At 51.0% G+C, this 16,609-nt stretch carries 19 protein-coding genes; 6 read left to right on the forward strand and 13 right to left on the reverse strand.

All coding sequences use genetic code 11. The annotated features are described in order from the left end of the window. Nucleotides 1-85: 85 nt before the first annotated feature. The 6 genes from LN341_RS16090 to ltnD all read right to left on the reverse strand — a co-directional run bounded on the left by LN341_RS16090 (nt 86) and on the right by ltnD (nt 6,211). Nucleotides 86-1,582, reverse strand: coding sequence for a GntP family permease (locus tag LN341_RS16090; protein ID WP_046222445.1), 1,497 nt, complete (start codon nt 1,580-1,582; stop codon nt 86-88). Next, nucleotides 1,582-2,547 (reverse strand): D-erythronate dehydrogenase, encoded by a 966-nt coding sequence (gene denD, locus LN341_RS16095; protein ID WP_234205962.1) that lies wholly within the window; start codon nt 2,545-2,547, stop codon nt 1,582-1,584. Before denD ends, LN341_RS16090 begins: the two co-directional genes overlap by 1 nt. A gap of 101 nt (nt 2,548-2,648) precedes the next feature. Beyond that, nucleotides 2,649-3,425, reverse strand: coding sequence for a 2-oxo-tetronate isomerase (otnI, locus tag LN341_RS16100; protein ID WP_234205964.1), 777 nt, complete (start codon nt 3,423-3,425; stop codon nt 2,649-2,651). After that, nucleotides 3,425-4,057 carry an aldolase gene (locus LN341_RS16105; RefSeq protein WP_027254286.1) on the reverse strand — a complete coding sequence of 211 codons (633 nt, stop codon included), beginning with the start codon at nt 4,055-4,057 and terminating at the stop codon, nt 3,425-3,427. Before LN341_RS16105 ends, otnI begins: the two co-directional genes overlap by 1 nt. Beyond that, complete coding sequence (gene otnK, locus LN341_RS16110) at nt 4,050-5,309, reverse strand: 3-oxo-tetronate kinase (protein WP_234205966.1); 1,260 nt, start codon at nt 5,307-5,309, stop codon at nt 4,050-4,052. The genes LN341_RS16105 and otnK overlap by 8 nt, the downstream gene beginning before the upstream one ends. Before the next feature lie 2 nt (nt 5,310-5,311). Then, a complete protein-coding gene (gene ltnD, locus LN341_RS16115; RefSeq protein ID WP_234205968.1) occupies nt 5,312-6,211 on the reverse strand; it encodes an L-threonate dehydrogenase in 900 nt (299 codons plus the stop codon). A gap of 281 nt (nt 6,212-6,492) precedes the next feature. On the opposite strand from ltnD, the gene LN341_RS16120 reads away from it, so the two are divergent. From LN341_RS16120 to LN341_RS16130, 3 genes are all read left to right on the forward strand, one after another. Beyond that, the gene (locus LN341_RS16120; RefSeq protein ID WP_234205970.1) at nt 6,493-7,251 is read left to right on the forward strand and encodes a DeoR/GlpR family DNA-binding transcription regulator; all 759 of its coding nucleotides are present in this window, start codon (nt 6,493-6,495) and stop codon (nt 7,249-7,251) included. A gap of 106 nt (nt 7,252-7,357) precedes the next feature. Continuing rightward, complete coding sequence (locus tag LN341_RS16125) at nt 7,358-8,182, forward strand: AraC family transcriptional regulator (RefSeq protein ID WP_046222452.1); 825 nt, start codon at nt 7,358-7,360, stop codon at nt 8,180-8,182. A 118-nt stretch (nt 8,183-8,300) separates the two neighbouring features. Further along, the gene (locus tag LN341_RS16130) at nt 8,301-8,864 is read left to right on the forward strand and encodes a DUF4145 domain-containing protein (protein WP_046222453.1); all 564 of its coding nucleotides are present in this window, start codon (nt 8,301-8,303) and stop codon (nt 8,862-8,864) included. 4 nt (nt 8,865-8,868) lie between these two features. Here LN341_RS16130 and LN341_RS16135 read toward each other — a convergent pair whose 3' ends face one another. The 4 genes from LN341_RS16135 to LN341_RS16150 form a co-directional block, all read right to left on the reverse strand. Beyond that, nucleotides 8,869-9,090, reverse strand: coding sequence for a hypothetical protein (locus LN341_RS16135; protein WP_046222454.1), 222 nt, complete (start codon nt 9,088-9,090; stop codon nt 8,869-8,871). A 139-nt stretch (nt 9,091-9,229) separates the two neighbouring features. Then, a complete protein-coding gene (locus LN341_RS16140; protein WP_234205972.1) occupies nt 9,230-11,203 on the reverse strand; it encodes an LTA synthase family protein in 1,974 nt (657 codons plus the stop codon). Between the two features lie 36 nt (nt 11,204-11,239). After that, on the reverse strand, nt 11,240-11,608 hold the full coding sequence (locus LN341_RS16145) for a diacylglycerol kinase (RefSeq protein ID WP_046222456.1): 369 nt from the start codon (nt 11,606-11,608) through the stop codon (nt 11,240-11,242). A gap of 259 nt (nt 11,609-11,867) precedes the next feature. Beyond that, nucleotides 11,868-12,317, reverse strand: a complete 450-nt coding sequence (locus LN341_RS16150) for an Lrp/AsnC family transcriptional regulator (protein ID WP_234205974.1) — start codon at nt 12,315-12,317, stop codon at nt 11,868-11,870. 179 nt (nt 12,318-12,496) lie between these two features. On the opposite strand from LN341_RS16150, the gene LN341_RS16155 reads away from it, so the two are divergent. Next, complete coding sequence (locus tag LN341_RS16155) at nt 12,497-13,426, forward strand: DMT family transporter (RefSeq protein WP_234205976.1); 930 nt, start codon at nt 12,497-12,499, stop codon at nt 13,424-13,426. A 12-nt stretch (nt 13,427-13,438) separates the two neighbouring features. Here the strand turns inward: LN341_RS16155 and LN341_RS16160 are convergent, their stop codons facing one another. From LN341_RS16160 to LN341_RS16170, 3 genes are all read right to left on the reverse strand, one after another. Further along, nucleotides 13,439-13,645, reverse strand: coding sequence for a DUF3283 family protein (locus LN341_RS16160; protein WP_046222458.1), 207 nt, complete (start codon nt 13,643-13,645; stop codon nt 13,439-13,441). 126 nt (nt 13,646-13,771) lie between these two features. Beyond that, nucleotides 13,772-14,416, reverse strand: a complete 645-nt coding sequence (locus LN341_RS16165; RefSeq protein ID WP_144409120.1) for a hypothetical protein — start codon at nt 14,414-14,416, stop codon at nt 13,772-13,774. Between the two features lie 145 nt (nt 14,417-14,561). Then, nucleotides 14,562-15,077, reverse strand: a complete 516-nt coding sequence (locus tag LN341_RS16170) for an outer membrane beta-barrel protein (RefSeq protein WP_234205978.1) — start codon at nt 15,075-15,077, stop codon at nt 14,562-14,564. A gap of 566 nt (nt 15,078-15,643) precedes the next feature. On the opposite strand from LN341_RS16170, the gene LN341_RS16175 reads away from it, so the two are divergent. Both LN341_RS16175 and deoD read left to right on the forward strand, forming a co-directional pair. Continuing rightward, nucleotides 15,644-15,814: a XapX domain-containing protein gene (locus LN341_RS16175; RefSeq protein ID WP_036760236.1), complete on the forward strand. Its 171-nt coding sequence runs from the start codon at nt 15,644-15,646 to the stop codon at nt 15,812-15,814. Nucleotides 15,815-15,847: 33 nt separating this feature from the next. After that, nucleotides 15,848-16,558 (forward strand): purine-nucleoside phosphorylase, encoded by a 711-nt coding sequence (deoD, locus tag LN341_RS16180; RefSeq protein WP_046222461.1) that lies wholly within the window; start codon nt 15,848-15,850, stop codon nt 16,556-16,558. Nucleotides 16,559-16,609 lie beyond the last annotated feature (51 nt).

Raw genomic sequence — 16,609 nt, forward strand, 5'->3', positions numbered from 1 at the left:
TTCGCAGGACAAACAAAATAAGCCCCCGCAACCGGGGGCTGTAACACGTAAAGCGATACATCAATCAACACACGAACATCGCAGCTTAATTACTGGCGGCGACCTCTGCTGCCGGTTTACTTTGCGACTTTACGAAGTAGATACAACCCGCCAGGAACAACAGTGGTACAACCGGGTCGAACACACTGCCCTGGCTGCCGAAGATCAGGTTCAGAATCATCACCAGCGAACCGCCGATTGACCAGGCGATGGTCGTCGGTACCGTCCAGATCACCAGTTGCTTACGCACTTCGGTCACACCCATCAGACGGTTCACGATGTGGAACAGGCTGTCGTTGAAGTAACCGGCAAACAAACTGCCCATGGTCGCGGCAGATGCGGCAAAAAGCATGTTGATGCCTTCCATTTCAGCCAGAACCGGCGCAGAAATCGATGCTGCGGTGATCATGGATACCGTGCCGCTGCCCTGAATCACACGGACCAGAGTCGCGATGATGAACGGGATCATGATGGGTGAAATAGACAGTGCCGCAATCTGGTTGGCGATTTCAGTACCCGCACCCGATTCACGCAGTACGCTGCCCAGCGCACCACCTGCACCAGTCACCAGCAGGATAATCCCTGAGGTGGAAATCCCTTCTTCCAGCTTGCGGGTCGTGGTTTCTTTGTCCAGATACGGTGTCAGGGTATAAACCGCCAGCAGCGTACTGATAGACAAGGCAATCACAGGATGGCCGACAAAGTTGATCACCGCGCCCAGCGCGCTTTCCGACAACCCGTCAAATCCCAACTGTTTTTCCAGCAGGCTTGCCAGCGATTTCACCAGAATCAGCAGAATCGGCACCGCAATCGGCATGATAGATTTCATCAGCGAAGGCAGATTTTTCGTGGCTTTGGATGCCATGTACTCGTCATGCACTTTCTTCAGGTCATCAGATTCCTGCGGCAGAGAAACAGGTGTCGCATATTCCGGGAAGTGCTTTTCTAACCAGCGGGCATACATCACAATGCCGTAGATAGATGGCAGCGCAATCACCAGACCCAGACCCAGCATAGAGGCGATATCAACACCGAAAATACTGGCAACGCCCAGCGGACCAGGTGTCGGCGGAATACAGTGGTGCGCTACAACCAGACCACCAGCCAGGGCAACAGTCAGTGTCAGAATGGAACGGCCAGAGGTTTTAGACAGTGACTTCGCAATCGGATACAGGATGATCAGTGCACTGTCGACGAACACAGGGATACTGACGATATAACCGGTAATCGCCAGTGCCATCTCCTCTTTCTTCTTGCCCAGCCATTTGATGAAGTGATAGGCAATGGACTCACCGGCACCGGAAGTTTCGAGAATGGCACCCATCATGACACCCAGACCAATCACGATACCAATACCGCCCAGCGTACCGCCGAACCCTTTACTGATCGCCGACATGGTGTCGTCCACACTCAGCCCGCCAATCAAACCGGCAATACAAGCCGCAGCCAGCATCGCGATTAAGACGTGAACACGGGTTCTCAGCACCAGAAAAATCAGTACAAAAACCGCAATAATTAAACCTATAACAGAAATGGGTAACATTAGATCGCCTCCTCTTCGCGTACCGGATACTTAGCTAAATACGCCTTAAGTACCGACTGGAAATCCTTATCCGCTTTAAAACCCAACGTCAGTTCCGACGCATTATTAAACCCTTTCGGCCAGCTGCCGACAATCCGGGCAATCGCGGCATCCGCCTCGTAGCTCACACGCTCAGCAAACCCGGCGCCCACCGTCTCTGTCATGGCCGCGATCATCTCTGCAGGCGTCACCTGAATACCAGGCAGATTAAAGGTACGATAACCTTTGATGGCGTCAGCCGGTAACTGGCTGGCATGGATAATGTTATCGATCACTGTTTCCGGGCTGGAAATCCACAGTGGCAGCGTTGGCTCAACCGGGCAGTTTGACGTTTCGCCTTTCAGCGGTTCACGGATGATCCCGCTGACAAAAGACGACGCCGCTTTGTTCGGCAAACCCGGGCGAATACAAATAGTCGGCAGGCGCACAGTAATGGCATCGACAAAACCTTTACGGCCGTAGTCGTTAACCAGCAACTCACCGATGGCTTTTTGCGTCCCGTAAGAAGAGCTAGGTTGAGTCGCCGTCATAGGCTCAATCAGATCCGGCAGCTCGCCACCAAACACCGCCAGTGAACTGGAGAACACAAAGCGGATCGCCGGATTCACCTGACGGCATTTTTCCAGCAATAGCTGGGTGGCCAGCAAATTCACTTTCATACCGAGATCGAAATCTTCTTCGGCATGGCTCGACACAATCGCCGCCAGATGGAAAACATGGGTGGTGTCGGCATCAATCAGCGAATCAATATCTGCCGGGTGAGTAATGTCGCCCACAACCGCACTGACACGGCTGTCGAACTGACTCAGATCCGGGGCGATGCGATCCACTATCTTGATTCGCTCGATGTCGTCATAACGTTGTAGCAGGGTGTCGGTAAGCATGGCTCCTAAAAAGCCTGCCCCGCCTGTAATAATTATTTTCATAGGGGATGTCCTTGCTCTCTTCTATCTTGTCTTAAGTCTGTTGACGAAATTGTCGATGTCGGCTTCCGTTTACAAACAGGTCCGTTTATTCATTGCTCCGTTTACAGATAAGGTGTTACCCAGCCCAGGCCTTCTAGTGTGCCTTGTCGCGGGTTGTACTCACACCCGATCCAGTCCTGATAACCCGACTTGTCCAGCTCGCCGAACAGGAAGGGGTAATTCACTTCACCCTCGTAGGGTTCATTACGGCTTGGCACAGATGCTATCTGCACATGGCCGATGTAATCCGCGACCTCTTTGATCAGAACAGACAGATCGCCGTCCATGATTTGCGCGTGATACACATCGAACTGCAGTTTCACATTCGGTCGGTCGATAGCTTTAATTAGCGCGACAGCGTCACGCTGATGGGCCACGAAATAGCCCGGCACATCACGGCTGTTCAGCGGCTCAATCATCACGCAGATACCGTGTACGGCAAAGCGATCAGCGGCATAGCGCAAATTACGGATAAAGGTTTCTCTGTGTGCTTCAACCGAGAAGTCAGGACTGAGAATACCTGCCATGGCATGCACCTTTTTACAGCTCAGTGCCTGCGCGTAATGAAGGGCAATCTCAACACTTTGCTCAAACTCTTCAATGCGATCCGGCAGAGCGGCAATGCCACGCTCACCCGCCGCCCAATCGCCCGGCGGCATATTAAAGAGTGCCTGCTCAAGCTGATGTGTTCTGAGCTGTTCTGCCAACAATTCCGCTTCATATTCATAGGGAAACAAAAATTCAACGGCTTTGAATCCGGCTTTGCTGGCCTGACCGAAGCGCTCTGTAAAAGGCACTTCAGTGAACAGCATGGTGAGGTTGGCTGCAAATCTGGCCATTATTTGCCTCTCCCTTTCAGATCGCTGACTTCCGCATCGGTCAGATAACGAATGGCTTTGCCATCGAGCATCAGCGCCAGTTTAGCGGTTTCTTCCAGCTCTTCGGCGTTATCCACCGCATCACGCAGATCTGTCCCGGTAATGACCGGGCCGTGATTGGCTAGCAGGAATGCACGGTAGTCAGCCGCACGATTGGCCAGTTCCGTTGCAATTTGCGGATCGCCCGGACGCAGATAAGGGATCACCGGCAGCTGACCAACCCGCATCACGTAATACGGTGTGAAGGGTTTAATCGCATTGTCAGGATCCAGTCCTTCCAGACACGACAAAGCCGTCAGGTAAGTGGAGTGCAAATGCACAATGGCATTACAATCCGGGCTGTTGCGGTAAATCGCCAGATGGAATGCAATCTCTTTTGAAGGGCGATCTCCCGACAAATGATTACCGTCGATATCCACCACCGACAGACGTTCCGCCACCAAACGTCCGAAGGAAGAGCCTGTCGGCGTGGTCAGAAAATTGCCGTCAGGGAGTTTAAGAGACAGATTCCCTGCCCCACCGGTGGCATAGCCCCGCTCAAACATCGAACGGGCAAGCGTCACCATGTCTTCTCTTAACGCTTGTTCAGTCATGGAAAAATCCTTGTGCAGTCGTAAAAAATGATTCGTCACCAAAGTTGCCGGATTTCAGTGCCAGCGACAGCTCCTGATCGATTGCCGTCACCCAGGGCACCCCCGGAGCGATTTGCGGGCCAATATGGAAACCTTTCACGCCCAGACTCTGAGTGACCACCCCGGATGTTTCACCGCCAGCCACAATAAAGTTACGCACACCCTGTTCACGCAGCCGGTGTGCCAGCTGGCTGAAGAACTGCTCCACAGCCTGGCTGGACGCCTGTGCTCCGTATTCGGCCTGAATGATTTTCAGCATTTCAGGGTTGGCGGTCGCGAACACCATAGGCGCGTATTCACCGCCCAGGTTCTCCAGCACCCAGTCACACACTGTGTTACCGTAATTGTCATCAGTCAGGCAGGCTTTGACATCCAAAGCAAAGTGCGGCGCCACACGTTGATACTGTCCCACTTGCTTGTTGGTCATCACGGAACACGACCCCGACAGCACCACGGTTTTACCGGCTTGCGGATGACCAGCTGACAGTGCTTCGGCCTGCCCGGACTGCGCCGTTACCCAGTTTCGGGCGATACCGGCAGCCAGCCCTGAGCCACCTGTCACCAATTTGAGGTTTTTACAGGCTTCACCAATAGTGACCAGATGCTGATTGTTGAGCGTATCAAGCACAGCGTACTGCACGCCCTGAGCTTGCAGCTGGTCAAAGGCTGTCACTACCGCACTTGTGCCTTGATCTATGGTCTGATAATCCACCAGTCCGCTCACACCCTGCGCCTGGGCATTCATCAGTCGCATCAGGTTGGCATCCGTCATGGGGGTCACCGGGTGATGACGCATACCGGATTCGCTCAGCAGCTCTCCGTTGACAAACAGGTTGCCGTGACAGACGGTACGGCCGTTGACCGGAAGCGATGGACAAATCACAGTAAAAGATTCATTCAGTTCCGCCAGTAAGGCATCGGTGACCGGTCCAATATTGCCGTCGGCTGTACTGTCAAAGGTTGAGCAGTATTTGAAGTAAAACTGCTGACAACCGGCAGCTTGTAACCAGCGTAATGCCGCCACAGAATCGGTGACAGCCTGATCCACAGGGCAGGAGCGGGATTTCAGGCTGATGACCACGGCATCGGCGTCTGCGCTCAGCGCATCAGCAGGCACGCCATTGAGCTGAATGGTCTTCATGCCGTTGGCAACCAGAAAACCTGCGATGTCAGTGGCACCGGTAAAATCGTCAGCAATGACTCCGAGTAACATAATTAACGCTCCTTTTTCGGCAGTTCGATGCCCGAGAAAATCTTGATGACGGCGCTGTCGTCTTCCTGACCAAAGCCAGCATTACTGGCCTCGGTAAACATATTGAGCGCGGTGCTGGCAAGCGGCAGCGGGAAGTGCATCGCTTTTGCACTGTCGGCCACCAAACCCAGGTCTTTGACAAAAATATCGACCATTGAGGTTGGGGTGTAATCCCCCTCCACCACATGCTTCATGCGGTTTTCAAACATCCAGGAATTGCCAGCCGCGTTGGTGACCACGTCGTACATCAGATCCAGCGGAATATCGGCACGCGCTGCCATAGCCATGGCTTCGGCTCCCACCGCAATGTGAACGCCAGCCAGCAACTGGTGAATAATTTTCACCGTCGAGCCTTTCCCAATCTCCGGCCCCACGTTGTAAACCTTGGCCGCAACCGCATTCAGGACAGGTTCCAGGTGGTCAAACACACGCGGCTCACCGGATGCCATCACTGTCAGCTCCCCGCTGGCCGCTTTGGCTGCACCGCCCGACACAGGGGCATCGAGCATGCATAAGTCGTACTGTGCCAGTTTGGCTGCAATCGCTTTGGCATCGTCGGCAGAAATCGTGGCGCACACCATGACAGGCGTACCGGCTTTGAGTGAGGCAGCCAGTCCCGACTCAAACAATACAGCGTTCACCTGCTTCGCATTGACCACCAGCACAATCACGGCATCAAGCTGAGCGGCAAAATCCGTGCATTGGTGAGATGTGCCCTTTGCACCCGCAGTAGCCAGTGCCTGACGAGCCGCATCGCTCAGATCAATACCGTAGACATCAAACCCGGCCCGGATACAGGACGTTGCAACGCCCATCCCCATAGAACCCAGTCCGATCACGGCAACAGAATGCATTTTACTCATTGTGCAGGCCCTTTGTTATATTTTGTGAATTAATGTTCATGTTTGTGATTCTAGGTGCTGACTCAGGATCATTCTGCCGAGTTCGTCACAAAAATTAACACAGGCAGACACCTCCGATCTGATCTTCTCGATGAAAAAATCAATAAATTCACACCTAATTGATAAAAATCAGTCGGTTATGTTTCACACATTCTCACCATGACTAACAAAAATTCACACCAGTGACGTGCTAACGTGTTAGACTTGATGCCGTTATTGATCAGTGTGAGCGAAAAACCCCTATGATTCCTGCTGAACGTCAACGCGCCATCCTGGCCTTATTAGGAAACCAACAAGTCATCAGCATCAATGAGCTGACCCAACACCTGGATGTATCGCACATGACGATACGCCGTGATATTGCCAAGCTGGAGGCCGATGGCCGGGTGATGTCTGTTTCAGGAGGCGTGCAGCTGTCTGAATCGATTCACATCGAGTTGCCCCACGACGATAAAATCGCCCAGCAACGAGATGAGAAAGCCAGGATCGGGCAGCATGCGGCCAGCTATATCAAGCCGCACAGTACGATTTATCTGGATGCAGGCACCACAACGCTGGAAATCGCGCACCAGTTAAACCAAAGAGATGATCTGACCGTGATCACCAATGATTTCGCCATTGCCGCGTATCTGATGGCGCACTCGGATTGCATGCTTTATCACACTGGCGGAAAAGTCGATCGCCATAATCAATCCTGTGTGGGAGACAAAGCGGTGTCCCTGTTAAGGGAAATGAATGTAGATATGGCCTTCATCTCATCGTCGTCCTGGAATCAACGCGGCATCTCTACGCCCAGCGAAGACAAAGTCACGGTGAAACGGGCGATTGTGGCGGCAGCCAAAACCAATTATCTGGTTACAGACGCGTCAAAGTACGGCAAGGTGGCGACCTTTCATGCGCTGGACATCAGTAGCTTTGACAAAGTCATCACTGACCAGGCCCTGTCGGACAGCAGCCTGCATGATTTTGCCGAAAAAGGCATTGAGATAGACAGAGTTTAGGGTTCTTGCTCACACTGGCGGATTACGAAAAGTCAATTTCGTACAAAACAGCCCGCGGACAATTAAGATAAAGTGCCGGATAACACGGGTAGACAAAGGCAGGATCATGGGCAGGCAGAAAACGAAGATCACATACGGCCATGTGAATGAACTGGATGGTCTGGCATATCTGAATGCTGATTATATTGAACAGACTTTTTCCCGCCATGCTCACGAAGGGTATTGCGTCGGTGTGATCAGTGAAGGTGCTCAGGGCTTTTACCACAACGGCGCCGAACACCTGGCCCCGCAAAACACCATTATTCTGGTGAACGCAGACGAGATTCACACAGGCTATTCCGCTACGGAAACGGGCTGGAGTTATCGCGCCCTGTATCCGTTACCTCAGCATTTTGAACAAATCAGCCAGGATTTAGGACAGCCTGAATACGGCGCGCCTTACTTCCGGCAGTCCGTGGTGAAAGATGATGCATTAGCCGCCAGTTTACGTCACTTGTTCAATACGCTCGACCACTCTGAGGATACCCTGCTCAGAGAAACCCTGATCTACACCACACTGACGCAGCTGGTCCTCAAGCATGGCGGCTCCCGGCTGAACATCAAACCGACCAAAGGTTCAGCACAATCGCTGTATCTGGTGAAAGAATTTCTGGATGAGTACCCGCAGTGGCCGGTCAGCCTGACTGAGCTGGCAGCCCTGGCCTGCATGACGCCTTTCAGCCTGGTGCGGGCCTTCAAACGCCAATTTGGTTTACCGCCGCACGCCTATCAGATTCAGGCCAGACTCAGAGTTGCCCGGCAAATGCTCAAACGCGGATTGTCGATCAAAGATGCTGCCGCAGAAGCCGGGTTTCACGACCAGAGCCATTTTCACCGTCATTTCAAAAGTGCCATGGGCATCACGCCCGGCCACTATATGAAACACGTATAATTGTTTTTCCTGCTACATTCATGAACACCACTGACAAATTGATGTCGTTTTTCATCCGATCATTTGGCGTGGTTTTAGTCACCAACCAGTGAAAGTTTTCTCAGCAAGGAAGGCTGTTATGATCATTGCATCCGCGTTTTCCCTCGTCTTTCTGGTTCTGGCCTATACCCATGTGTTTGTCGAGACCATCGATGTCGATGCCATTACCATTGTCCTGATGGTCTTAGCCACCCTGCCCTGGGTATTTCCTTACCTGAAATCGCTGGAGTTGCCAGGGGGAATTAAAGTTGAAATGAAAAACGCGCTGGAAAAAGTAGAGCAGGCTGCTGCTGAAATCGATGACTCCGGGCAATCCAGTGGGTATCAGGGTGTGGATACAGCCCTTGCCTTTATCGCCTTACGGGTAGAAATAGAAAAAATCGTCCGCCGCTATCACCCGGATTTGCGCTCAAGCCCTTATTCTCTGCCTGCGAGGCTGCACAAACTGGCAAAAGAAAACGTGATTAATCAGCACTTGGCCGATGCCCTGCTCGATATCGTTAAGCTAGGCAACGCCGCCTCTCAGGGGCAATTTGTTCCCTCAGAAGAAGCAGAGTTGATCTTGATGCGATCCGGACCGTTACTGGACAAACTGGAACATAACCTGAGCCAGTCCAGTATGGCGCAGTCTGCAGTGATTTAACCGGTTAAGGCAGTTGGTCTATGTCTTCTTTCACCTGATAGCCCTTGTCGGTAATGATCTTCTCCAGTACCGACAGCCGCTCTCTGAGTTCGGTCATTTCCGCTCGCAAAGCTTCCGCTTCCTGACTGGCAAGACGCTCCCTGTCCTTCTGTTTCGCCTGCAGACGAAGGTATTGCTGGACAATCAGCGCACCAAAGATAATGGCAATAATCCAAACCGCTGTCATGACACCTCTCCTGATTCATTACCGACAACAGAACTGAAGTTGAGCGTAACACCCGTGATACGCTCAACTGTAGTACCTGATTTCCCTGGTGTGACACACAAGTACTAAAAAGCCGCCTTTTGAGAGGCGGCTCAATCATTTAGTGGCTCACGGCCATCGCTTGCTGCTGATCCGTCTGCGGTGGCAGACGATAACGCCCTTCCCGATAGAGTTTGCCGCCCAGCAAAGCATGGGCCAGCGCACGCTGGGATTCCTGCTCGGTAATGTCTGAAGGGAGTAACGTCTGCCGGGAAAAATCATACTGGTAGCCAATAGGCGCTTTACCCGGTTGCAGCACAACCAGTTTATCTCTGGTCAGATACCCGAAGTTTTTGTCGAACTGCATCATTGCACGCTGATATTCCGGCGCGATCTCTTTGGTCATGTCATGGCCAATCATCGGCGAGGTGTTATCTGCACCAATCAGTGACAGCAGCGTCGGAGCCATATCGATGTTGCTGGCCAGGCGGTCGTCCTGACGAGGCTGAATATCTCCACCCAGAATAACGGCCGGAATATGAAAGCGATCGACCGGAACCGGGACATTGCCTTCGGCACGGGCATCATGATCGGCAATCACAATAAATACCGTGTCTTTCCAGTATTCCGATTGCTTGGCTTTGGCGAAGAACTCGCCTAAAGCTTTATCGGAATACTTCACCGCATTATTGCGGGTATGCTCAGGTTGTTCGTACAGTTCGATTTCACCATCAGGAAATTCGTAGGGTGAGTGGTTACTACTGGTGAACACTAAGCTAAAGAAAGGCTGACCCGTTTGATGCAGCTTGGTGAATTGTTTATCTGCCATGTCATACAGATCCTGATCGGACGCGCCCCATGAGCCGACAAATTTAGGATTGACGAAGTCAGGCAAATCCACAATATCTTCAAAGCCATTACCCAGGAAGAAAGACTTCATATTGTCAAAATGGCTTTCTCCACCGTAGATGAACTGGGTGTGGTAACCCTGGCGATCCAGCAGCTCGGCAATGGTATAAAACCCAGTCTGGCTTTTGCTTAACTTCACAACCGCACGGGAAGGCGTGGGTGTAAAGCCGGTTGTCATCGCTTCAATCCCCCGTACTGAGCGCGTTCCTGTGGCATACACCTGAGTGAAATTCCAGCCTTCTTGCATCAGGGCATCCAGATTCGGCGTGAGCGGCAAGCCACCTAAGCCACCGACAAAACGTGCACCCAGACTTTCCTGAAGCAGAATCACCAGATTTTTCTGACCTTCAACTGTTGGCAGATTAGTATTCAGTGTTGGAATATCATCTGATAAGAAAGCCTCGGGACGGCCAGACGACGCACGCACTGTCGCAATGATGTCCTCAAGCGGCATGGATCCGTAAAACTCTTCCGCATTTTTTTCTGAGGCCATATTCTTGGCAGCAAAAATGACCGAATAAGAGGAGTTCAGTGTCAGATCGTTCAGCAGCGGATCGGTAGAAAACGCCACCATGGCCGGATTCAGCGGCCGGTGCTGGAAAGTTGAACGGGCGCCCATCACACCAAGAATGACCACAAAAACAGCCAGCACAGGACGCCAGTACCAGCGGGGAGCGTTCAAATCACGCACAGCATAGCCACTGAGCAACCAGCCAAGGCACAGGGTGAGTACTGAACCAATCAGTCCGACAGCCAATTCCAGCTTATAGCCCACCCACAACATGCTGAAGACTTCTTTCGGATAAACCAGGTATTCAATGAATAAACGGTTTGGACGCAAATTATATTCGGTAATAAAGCTTGGGGTCGCCAGTTCCATGTAAACCAGAATCCACAAGCCCGCCACCAGCCATAGCCGGAGAATAAACAACCAAATCTGGCCCAGAAGCCCTTTCGTCGGCAGCAATGCCAATAGCATCGAAGGAAGAATCAACAGCCAGCACAGTGTCGCGACATCGACTCTGATGCCGGATAAAAGGATTGATGGCCAATCTTGCCAGCTGGTAATGTGATCAACCTGCCAGAGAGTGAGCACAACGCGGGACACACTGAGCAGAATCAGAGACAGCAGAGCAAAGAGGACGATGGGAAACATCACCCCGGTTAGAGATTTAAGCTTTTGCATTACAGAAAGATCCAAATATTTGGTATCAGAGCAGGATTACCAAAACAACTTCAGGACGATCGCCAGCCAGATGCCACCGGCCAGCAGCAGAGAAACAAATACCGCCGCAGAGCCAATATCTTTCGCCCGGCCGCTTAATTCGTGAAGTTCACTGCCAATTCGGTCGACCACTGCCTCAATCGCTGAATTAAGCAACTCAACAATCACAACCAGAAACAGACTGGCAACGAGCAAGATGTGCTCGATAAAACTGACCGGCAGGAAAAATGAAATGGTTGTCAGTACAACAAGCAGAATAATTTCCTGTCTGATGGCCGCTTCATGCTGCCAGGCAGCTTTCAGGCCCTGTACAGAATAGCCCGTCGCTTTCACGATACGTACCAACCCAGTATTACCCGGTTTCATAGTGTTCCTTGCTTAATCATTAGGACGGCTGAAAGTAGTGAAATATTGCTCTGCCGACAATCGGCAAAAACCCAGTTATGATGTTGCTCCCGCTTCCAAACGGACAAGTTTTTCAATCTGTGAGGTTAAGCACTTTTCTGTCACCATCGCTTCAGAAAACCCTTGATATCAATACTAAAGATACAGTATGACTCGCGTTTCTTAAGAAAAACTTAAGAAATGCGAGCAATATATTGACTTTTGGGGTTAGAAAGCGCTGCTAGATAGGCAACTGCTGGCCGGTTTTGACGGTTCGGATCGCCAGGTTTGTATGAATATCTTTGACCATGGTCAGGGTCTGTAATTTGCGGATGAAGGATTCGTAATGAGGCAGATCTCTGGCGACCACTTCTAACAGGTAATCGTGTGCTCCGGAGATCACATGCGCGCTGATCACTTCAGGCATCCCTGACATCACCAGCTCAAACTCATCAATGGGTTGGTCCCTGTGATTATTCAGGCTGACATTGACAAAAAAGGTCATCATCAGTCCCAGTTTCTGTCTGTCCAGAGTCGCCTGATATCCCGCGATAATCCCATCGGATTCCAGCTTCTTTATCCGTCTGGCACAAGGTGACACCGACAAGCCAACCTTATCGGCGATTTCAGCGGTGCTTTGACGTGCATCGCGCTGTATTTCAGTCAGAATCTGCTTATCTTTTTTATCCATTACGCCCGCATCCCGCCTCTTTGTGACTCACCACTAAAACAAATTGGTAAAATAAGTCATCAATTTAAATAATGTTGGAAAAAATAACCAATAAATAATAGTTAGCCGGTTAACTTTGCCAACTATTATCACGTGCTTTTGCCGATACTAAAGTCACTTCAATCGCACGGATGACACTGATGCAAAAGAACACGCCCGCTATGCTGACCGGACTATTCGCCATGACGGTCACTTTACTGATCTGGTCCGGTTTTTTTATTTCACTGCGGGCCTCCAGCCAGTCAGATCTGACCATCGCCGATATTGCTCTGATACGCTTTGTGCCCGCCGCCCTGCTGTTTGGCTGGCTGTGCCGGCATAAAGTCAGACACATATTTCAGACCCCAAAGCGATACTTAGCCCTGATATGCTGGGGCGCCGGTCTGCCTTACCTGTTTATCGCCGGATACGGTTTGCATTATGTGCCTGTTGCCGATGGCGCTTCCTTAATTCCGGGCATATTGCCGCTCCTCGTATCAGGGATTGCACTTGTCTGCTACCGGGAATCGATCTCACCCATGCGGCGGACAGGTTTAGCATTGATTGCACTCGGGGTGGTGTGCTTTGTCGCCAAATCGCTGGCCTCCGGCCAGCCCGGTATGCTGACTGGCTATGCCATATTGATACTGGCCAGCTTGAGCTGGGCCTGGTTTACCATCGCCATGCGTGTTTCAGGCTTGTCCGCAATGGAGGGGGCGGCTGTGATTGCTGTATCAGGGGCAGCCTTGCTGCTGATAGGATTTCTCAGCCAGACCATGACGTTTCATTTAATGTCAGTGGATACTCAGGAAGTGATGTACCATTTTCTGGTGCAGGGGGTTGGCGTGGGGATCGTTTCCAGCCTGTGTTATACCTTTGCTATTTCACGTTTGGGGGCTGAAATGAGTGCCGCACTGGGGGCTTTTACGCCGGTTTTCGCGGCACTGATGGCCATTCCACTTTTTTCTGAACCGCTGAGCGGGCAAACCATGATTGCCATGGCGTTCATTGTGATCGGCGCGCTCACAGCCAGTGAAGTCATCGCCATGCCCGTCAACAGAAATAAGGCAGTGAAAAAAGCCATGCGTTGAATTGCGGATTGATCAGACAATGCCCATCTGGTTTTTGTATTTCTCAACGGCTTTTTCATAGAAAGCACGTTCGTCATCATCAGAAATACTTTGTGCCTGGTTCAAGAACACTTCAGGCCCGGCTTTGCCGTTTTTTAACTGCCAAACGGCGTAAGCCGCCTGCTTATCCAGCTCAATACGGTTTTTCTCGGCAGCCGATAATAAAGAAAGATTATGCATGGTTTTCCTTACAATTACGGAGTCAACGCTTGGATCTGGCGACATAGTAACGAATTCAGCGTTAAAGGAAAGGCCTGCTTGCTTTGCGCCGGTAGACGCGTCACGCTGAATATCTCGCCGTTCTGGTCAGAAACCCAGATGAGAGGTCACCACCCAGGTAAAGACGACGACCACCATCGCGATTAGCGTCACACTGAGGAGCGGATTCAGGGTACGCCGGTTAGGATGGCGGAGCGCATCAATGACACTTGGCTCATCGCTTTTGCTGTCCGGTTGCATGAACTGGTCAAAGTAAGCTTGCCCTGCGCTGACACAGTCCTGTTCGCCATCGATGACCTGCGCATCAAACCATCTGGGCCTGTCGACTAAACGTTCAGCAGGTACATTCCGTGGCGAACCAAATTGCCCGGTTCTGGGCTCAATGATACTGATCACCAGCAGTTGTTTTGACTCGCCCCACACCCAACAGGGAAGAAAATTGCCCTGAATATCAACCCGGCACGGAAAAGGATAAGTATCATCGTTCAATAGCTGAGAAACTGGCATCCCCGGAGACTGCAGCGTTTGCTGCGCATTTTCAAGCCAGGGAATCACCGCCTCTCTGAAGATATTTTGTCGTAAGGGTAATAAGCGGGACAGACCGCGCAAAATGAACGCCCGACAATCCGGCCGAATCTGATACGTTTGCCAGTAATCCTGCACCGGACCAAATTCAGACAGCGCCAGAAAAACAGCCCGACAGGTTTTCTCATATCGTTCAAAATTGGTCATGAACACCTCCGCCGCAATCGGGCGTTGCTTATCCTCACAGATCACCGGATAAACAACCCCATATACAGAACACAGTACTTGTTGCAGGCAGAACAGGTGTTGATCTCACGACTGTTTTCGCGCTGAATTTCGCCTTCACCAACAATTACAAGCCAAACCCTACGCTCAACAGAATCGCGTTACTGTCCACCTCGCCCATATCCCGGTATTCATAGCCGAGTGTCAAATCCAGCAAAGGGATAATCCCCAACACGAAACCGGCCCCGCCGGCAAATCCCCAGCCGTCATCCTTGTGTGTCACCCCGGATAATTTGCGATCAACATCGTAATAGTTCGTCCCGGCTCTGGCATAAACACTCCCCACCAGCAGTGGAATATCAGCCTGAAGTGTCAGCGGTACAGAGGTATAGTCAATGTCATTTTTTGCCGACGACAGCCTTGAATCCACTTCCGCGCTACCAATGGCTAATCCGGCGTTGACACTAAAAATACTGGTGACCTGATAAGACGCATTGACCCCATATTCATAACCATAATCAGAGTTACCGTCATACTCCAAGCGGGATGCTCCTGCATTAGCCCCGACAGATAAGCCCAGAATTTCAGCGCTGGCTGGCAGGCTTAACACTGCCAGCGCCGCGGATAGCATCAATTTCTTCATGTTCACGTTCCTTCGTAGCAAAAGAGTTCAAACTGTCGTTGCAGACTGTGCCCAATTAATCAATAGCCCATATCCTTGTTTTCGCCAACTAAACACATCTAAAAAACAAGCAGATACTTATCTTTGCCTGTGCTGTTCCTGCTTGCATTACCTCACCTGGATAAACGCTTCAAGCCATGATATCGATTACATTGATTTTAGCCCTGACAGCAAGAAAAAAACCCAGGCTGCATTCCTGAAAAGCAAAAACAATTCACTCAACGTACTGTTATATAAATATTTATACCAATACTCATTGCTTTATTCACCCTGTTGAATAATTCAGCACAACAATAAAAAGCAAACGATTAACCTCCTGTTTTCAACAGATTTAGTAAATAACACTGGATTGAGGGTCGAACAATCAATAAAATGTGACTCAGTTCAAAAGTTGCTCTGGGTTACTTCACTAGACTGGCCCCCTGATTCAGCAACAGCGCTTCACTGGCGCTCATTGAGTGTCTGCTGTGCTGGTGTTTTTTTCAGATAAGACGTACCGCTGAGTGCGACATACAGAGGGTAAACACATGAACGAGATTCTGCTTGCAACCATTGCAGGAGTCGTTGTCGGTCTCTTCTTCAGTGCAGTCAAACTGCCATTGCCTGCGCCGCCTGTGCTGTCTGGCATCATGGGAATTGTGGGTGTTTACCTGGGTGGTATGGCATACCAAGCAGTGGTTGAACGTTTCTTCTCGTAATTTTTTCAACGAATAACTTGTCAGGAGTCCGCTATGGCTACCCCGCATATCAATGCCGAATTTGGTGATTTCGCAGAAACAGTGCTGATGCCAGGTGACCCGCTGCGTGCGAAACTGATCGCAGAAACCTATCTGGAAGATGCCAAAGAAGTCTGCAATGTACGCAACATGTTTGGCTACACAGGTACGTATAAAGGCAAAAAAGTGTCTGTGATGGGCCATGGTATGGGTATCCCGTCCTGCTCTATCTACGTTCACGAACTGATTAAAGATTTCGGTGTTAAGAACGTCATCCGTATCGGCAGCTGCGGTACTGTGAGTGACGACATCAAACTGATGGATATTGTGATTGCGATGGGTGCATCTACCGACTCCAAAGTGAACCGTATCCGTTTTAACAATCATGACTTTGCCGCCATTGCCGATTTCCACCTGCTGGAAACAGCGGTAAACCAGGCGCGTGCGCAAAACGTGCCTGTCCGTGTCGGTAACGTGTTCTCTGCTGATCTGTTCTACAGCCCTGAAGCAGACCTGTTCGATAAAATGAACAAGCTGAACATTCTGGGTGTCGACATGGAAGCCGCCGGTATCTACGGTGTTGCAGCTGAGCTGGGTGCGAAAGCGCTGACCATTCTGACTGTGTCTGACCACATTACCCGTGGCGAGCACCTGAGTTCTGAAGATCGTCAGAAATCATTCCACGCCATGATGCAGGTTGCGCTGGAAACAGCGATCACAATCTGATGGCTCTGATCCGGCCTGTCACATACAAGCCGGATTGAACATTGAAGGCCG

Source organism: Photobacterium sp. TLY01 (genome assembly GCF_021432065.1).
Taxonomy (GTDB): Bacteria; Pseudomonadota; Gammaproteobacteria; order Enterobacterales; family Vibrionaceae; genus Photobacterium; species Photobacterium halotolerans_A.

Bases quoted from the DNA above. Each gene is read 5' to 3' on its own strand.
- LN341_RS16090 (WP_046222445.1), bottom strand. From the start codon at position 1,582: ATGTTACCCATTTCTGTTATAGGTTTAATTATTGCGGTTTTTGTACTG.
- denD (WP_234205962.1), bottom strand. From the start codon at position 2,547: ATGAAAATAATTATTACAGGCGGGGCAGGCTTTTTAGGAGCCATGCTT.
- otnI (WP_234205964.1), bottom strand. From the start codon at position 3,425: ATGGCCAGATTTGCAGCCAACCTCACCATGCTGTTCACTGAAGTGCCT.
- LN341_RS16105 (WP_027254286.1), bottom strand. From the start codon at position 4,057: ATGACTGAACAAGCGTTAAGAGAAGACATGGTGACGCTTGCCCGTTCG.
- otnK (WP_234205966.1), bottom strand. From the start codon at position 5,309: ATGTTACTCGGAGTCATTGCTGACGATTTTACCGGTGCCACTGACATC.
- ltnD (WP_234205968.1), bottom strand. From the start codon at position 6,211: ATGAGTAAAATGCATTCTGTTGCCGTGATCGGACTGGGTTCTATGGGG.
- LN341_RS16120 (WP_234205970.1), top strand. From the start codon at position 6,493: ATGATTCCTGCTGAACGTCAACGCGCCATCCTGGCCTTATTAGGAAAC.
- LN341_RS16125 (WP_046222452.1), top strand. From the start codon at position 7,358: ATGGGCAGGCAGAAAACGAAGATCACATACGGCCATGTGAATGAACTG.
- LN341_RS16130 (WP_046222453.1), top strand. From the start codon at position 8,301: ATGATCATTGCATCCGCGTTTTCCCTCGTCTTTCTGGTTCTGGCCTAT.
- LN341_RS16135 (WP_046222454.1), bottom strand. From the start codon at position 9,090: ATGACAGCGGTTTGGATTATTGCCATTATCTTTGGTGCGCTGATTGTC.
- LN341_RS16140 (WP_234205972.1), bottom strand. From the start codon at position 11,203: ATGCAAAAGCTTAAATCTCTAACCGGGGTGATGTTTCCCATCGTCCTC.
- LN341_RS16145 (WP_046222456.1), bottom strand. From the start codon at position 11,608: ATGAAACCGGGTAATACTGGGTTGGTACGTATCGTGAAAGCGACGGGC.
- LN341_RS16150 (WP_234205974.1), bottom strand. From the start codon at position 12,317: ATGGATAAAAAAGATAAGCAGATTCTGACTGAAATACAGCGCGATGCA.
- LN341_RS16155 (WP_234205976.1), top strand. From the start codon at position 12,497: ATGCAAAAGAACACGCCCGCTATGCTGACCGGACTATTCGCCATGACG.
- LN341_RS16160 (WP_046222458.1), bottom strand. From the start codon at position 13,645: ATGCATAATCTTTCTTTATTATCGGCTGCCGAGAAAAACCGTATTGAG.
- LN341_RS16165 (WP_144409120.1), bottom strand. From the start codon at position 14,416: ATGACCAATTTTGAACGATATGAGAAAACCTGTCGGGCTGTTTTTCTG.
- LN341_RS16170 (WP_234205978.1), bottom strand. From the start codon at position 15,077: ATGAAGAAATTGATGCTATCCGCGGCGCTGGCAGTGTTAAGCCTGCCA.
- LN341_RS16175 (WP_036760236.1), top strand. From the start codon at position 15,644: ATGAACGAGATTCTGCTTGCAACCATTGCAGGAGTCGTTGTCGGTCTC.
- deoD (WP_046222461.1), top strand. From the start codon at position 15,848: ATGGCTACCCCGCATATCAATGCCGAATTTGGTGATTTCGCAGAAACA.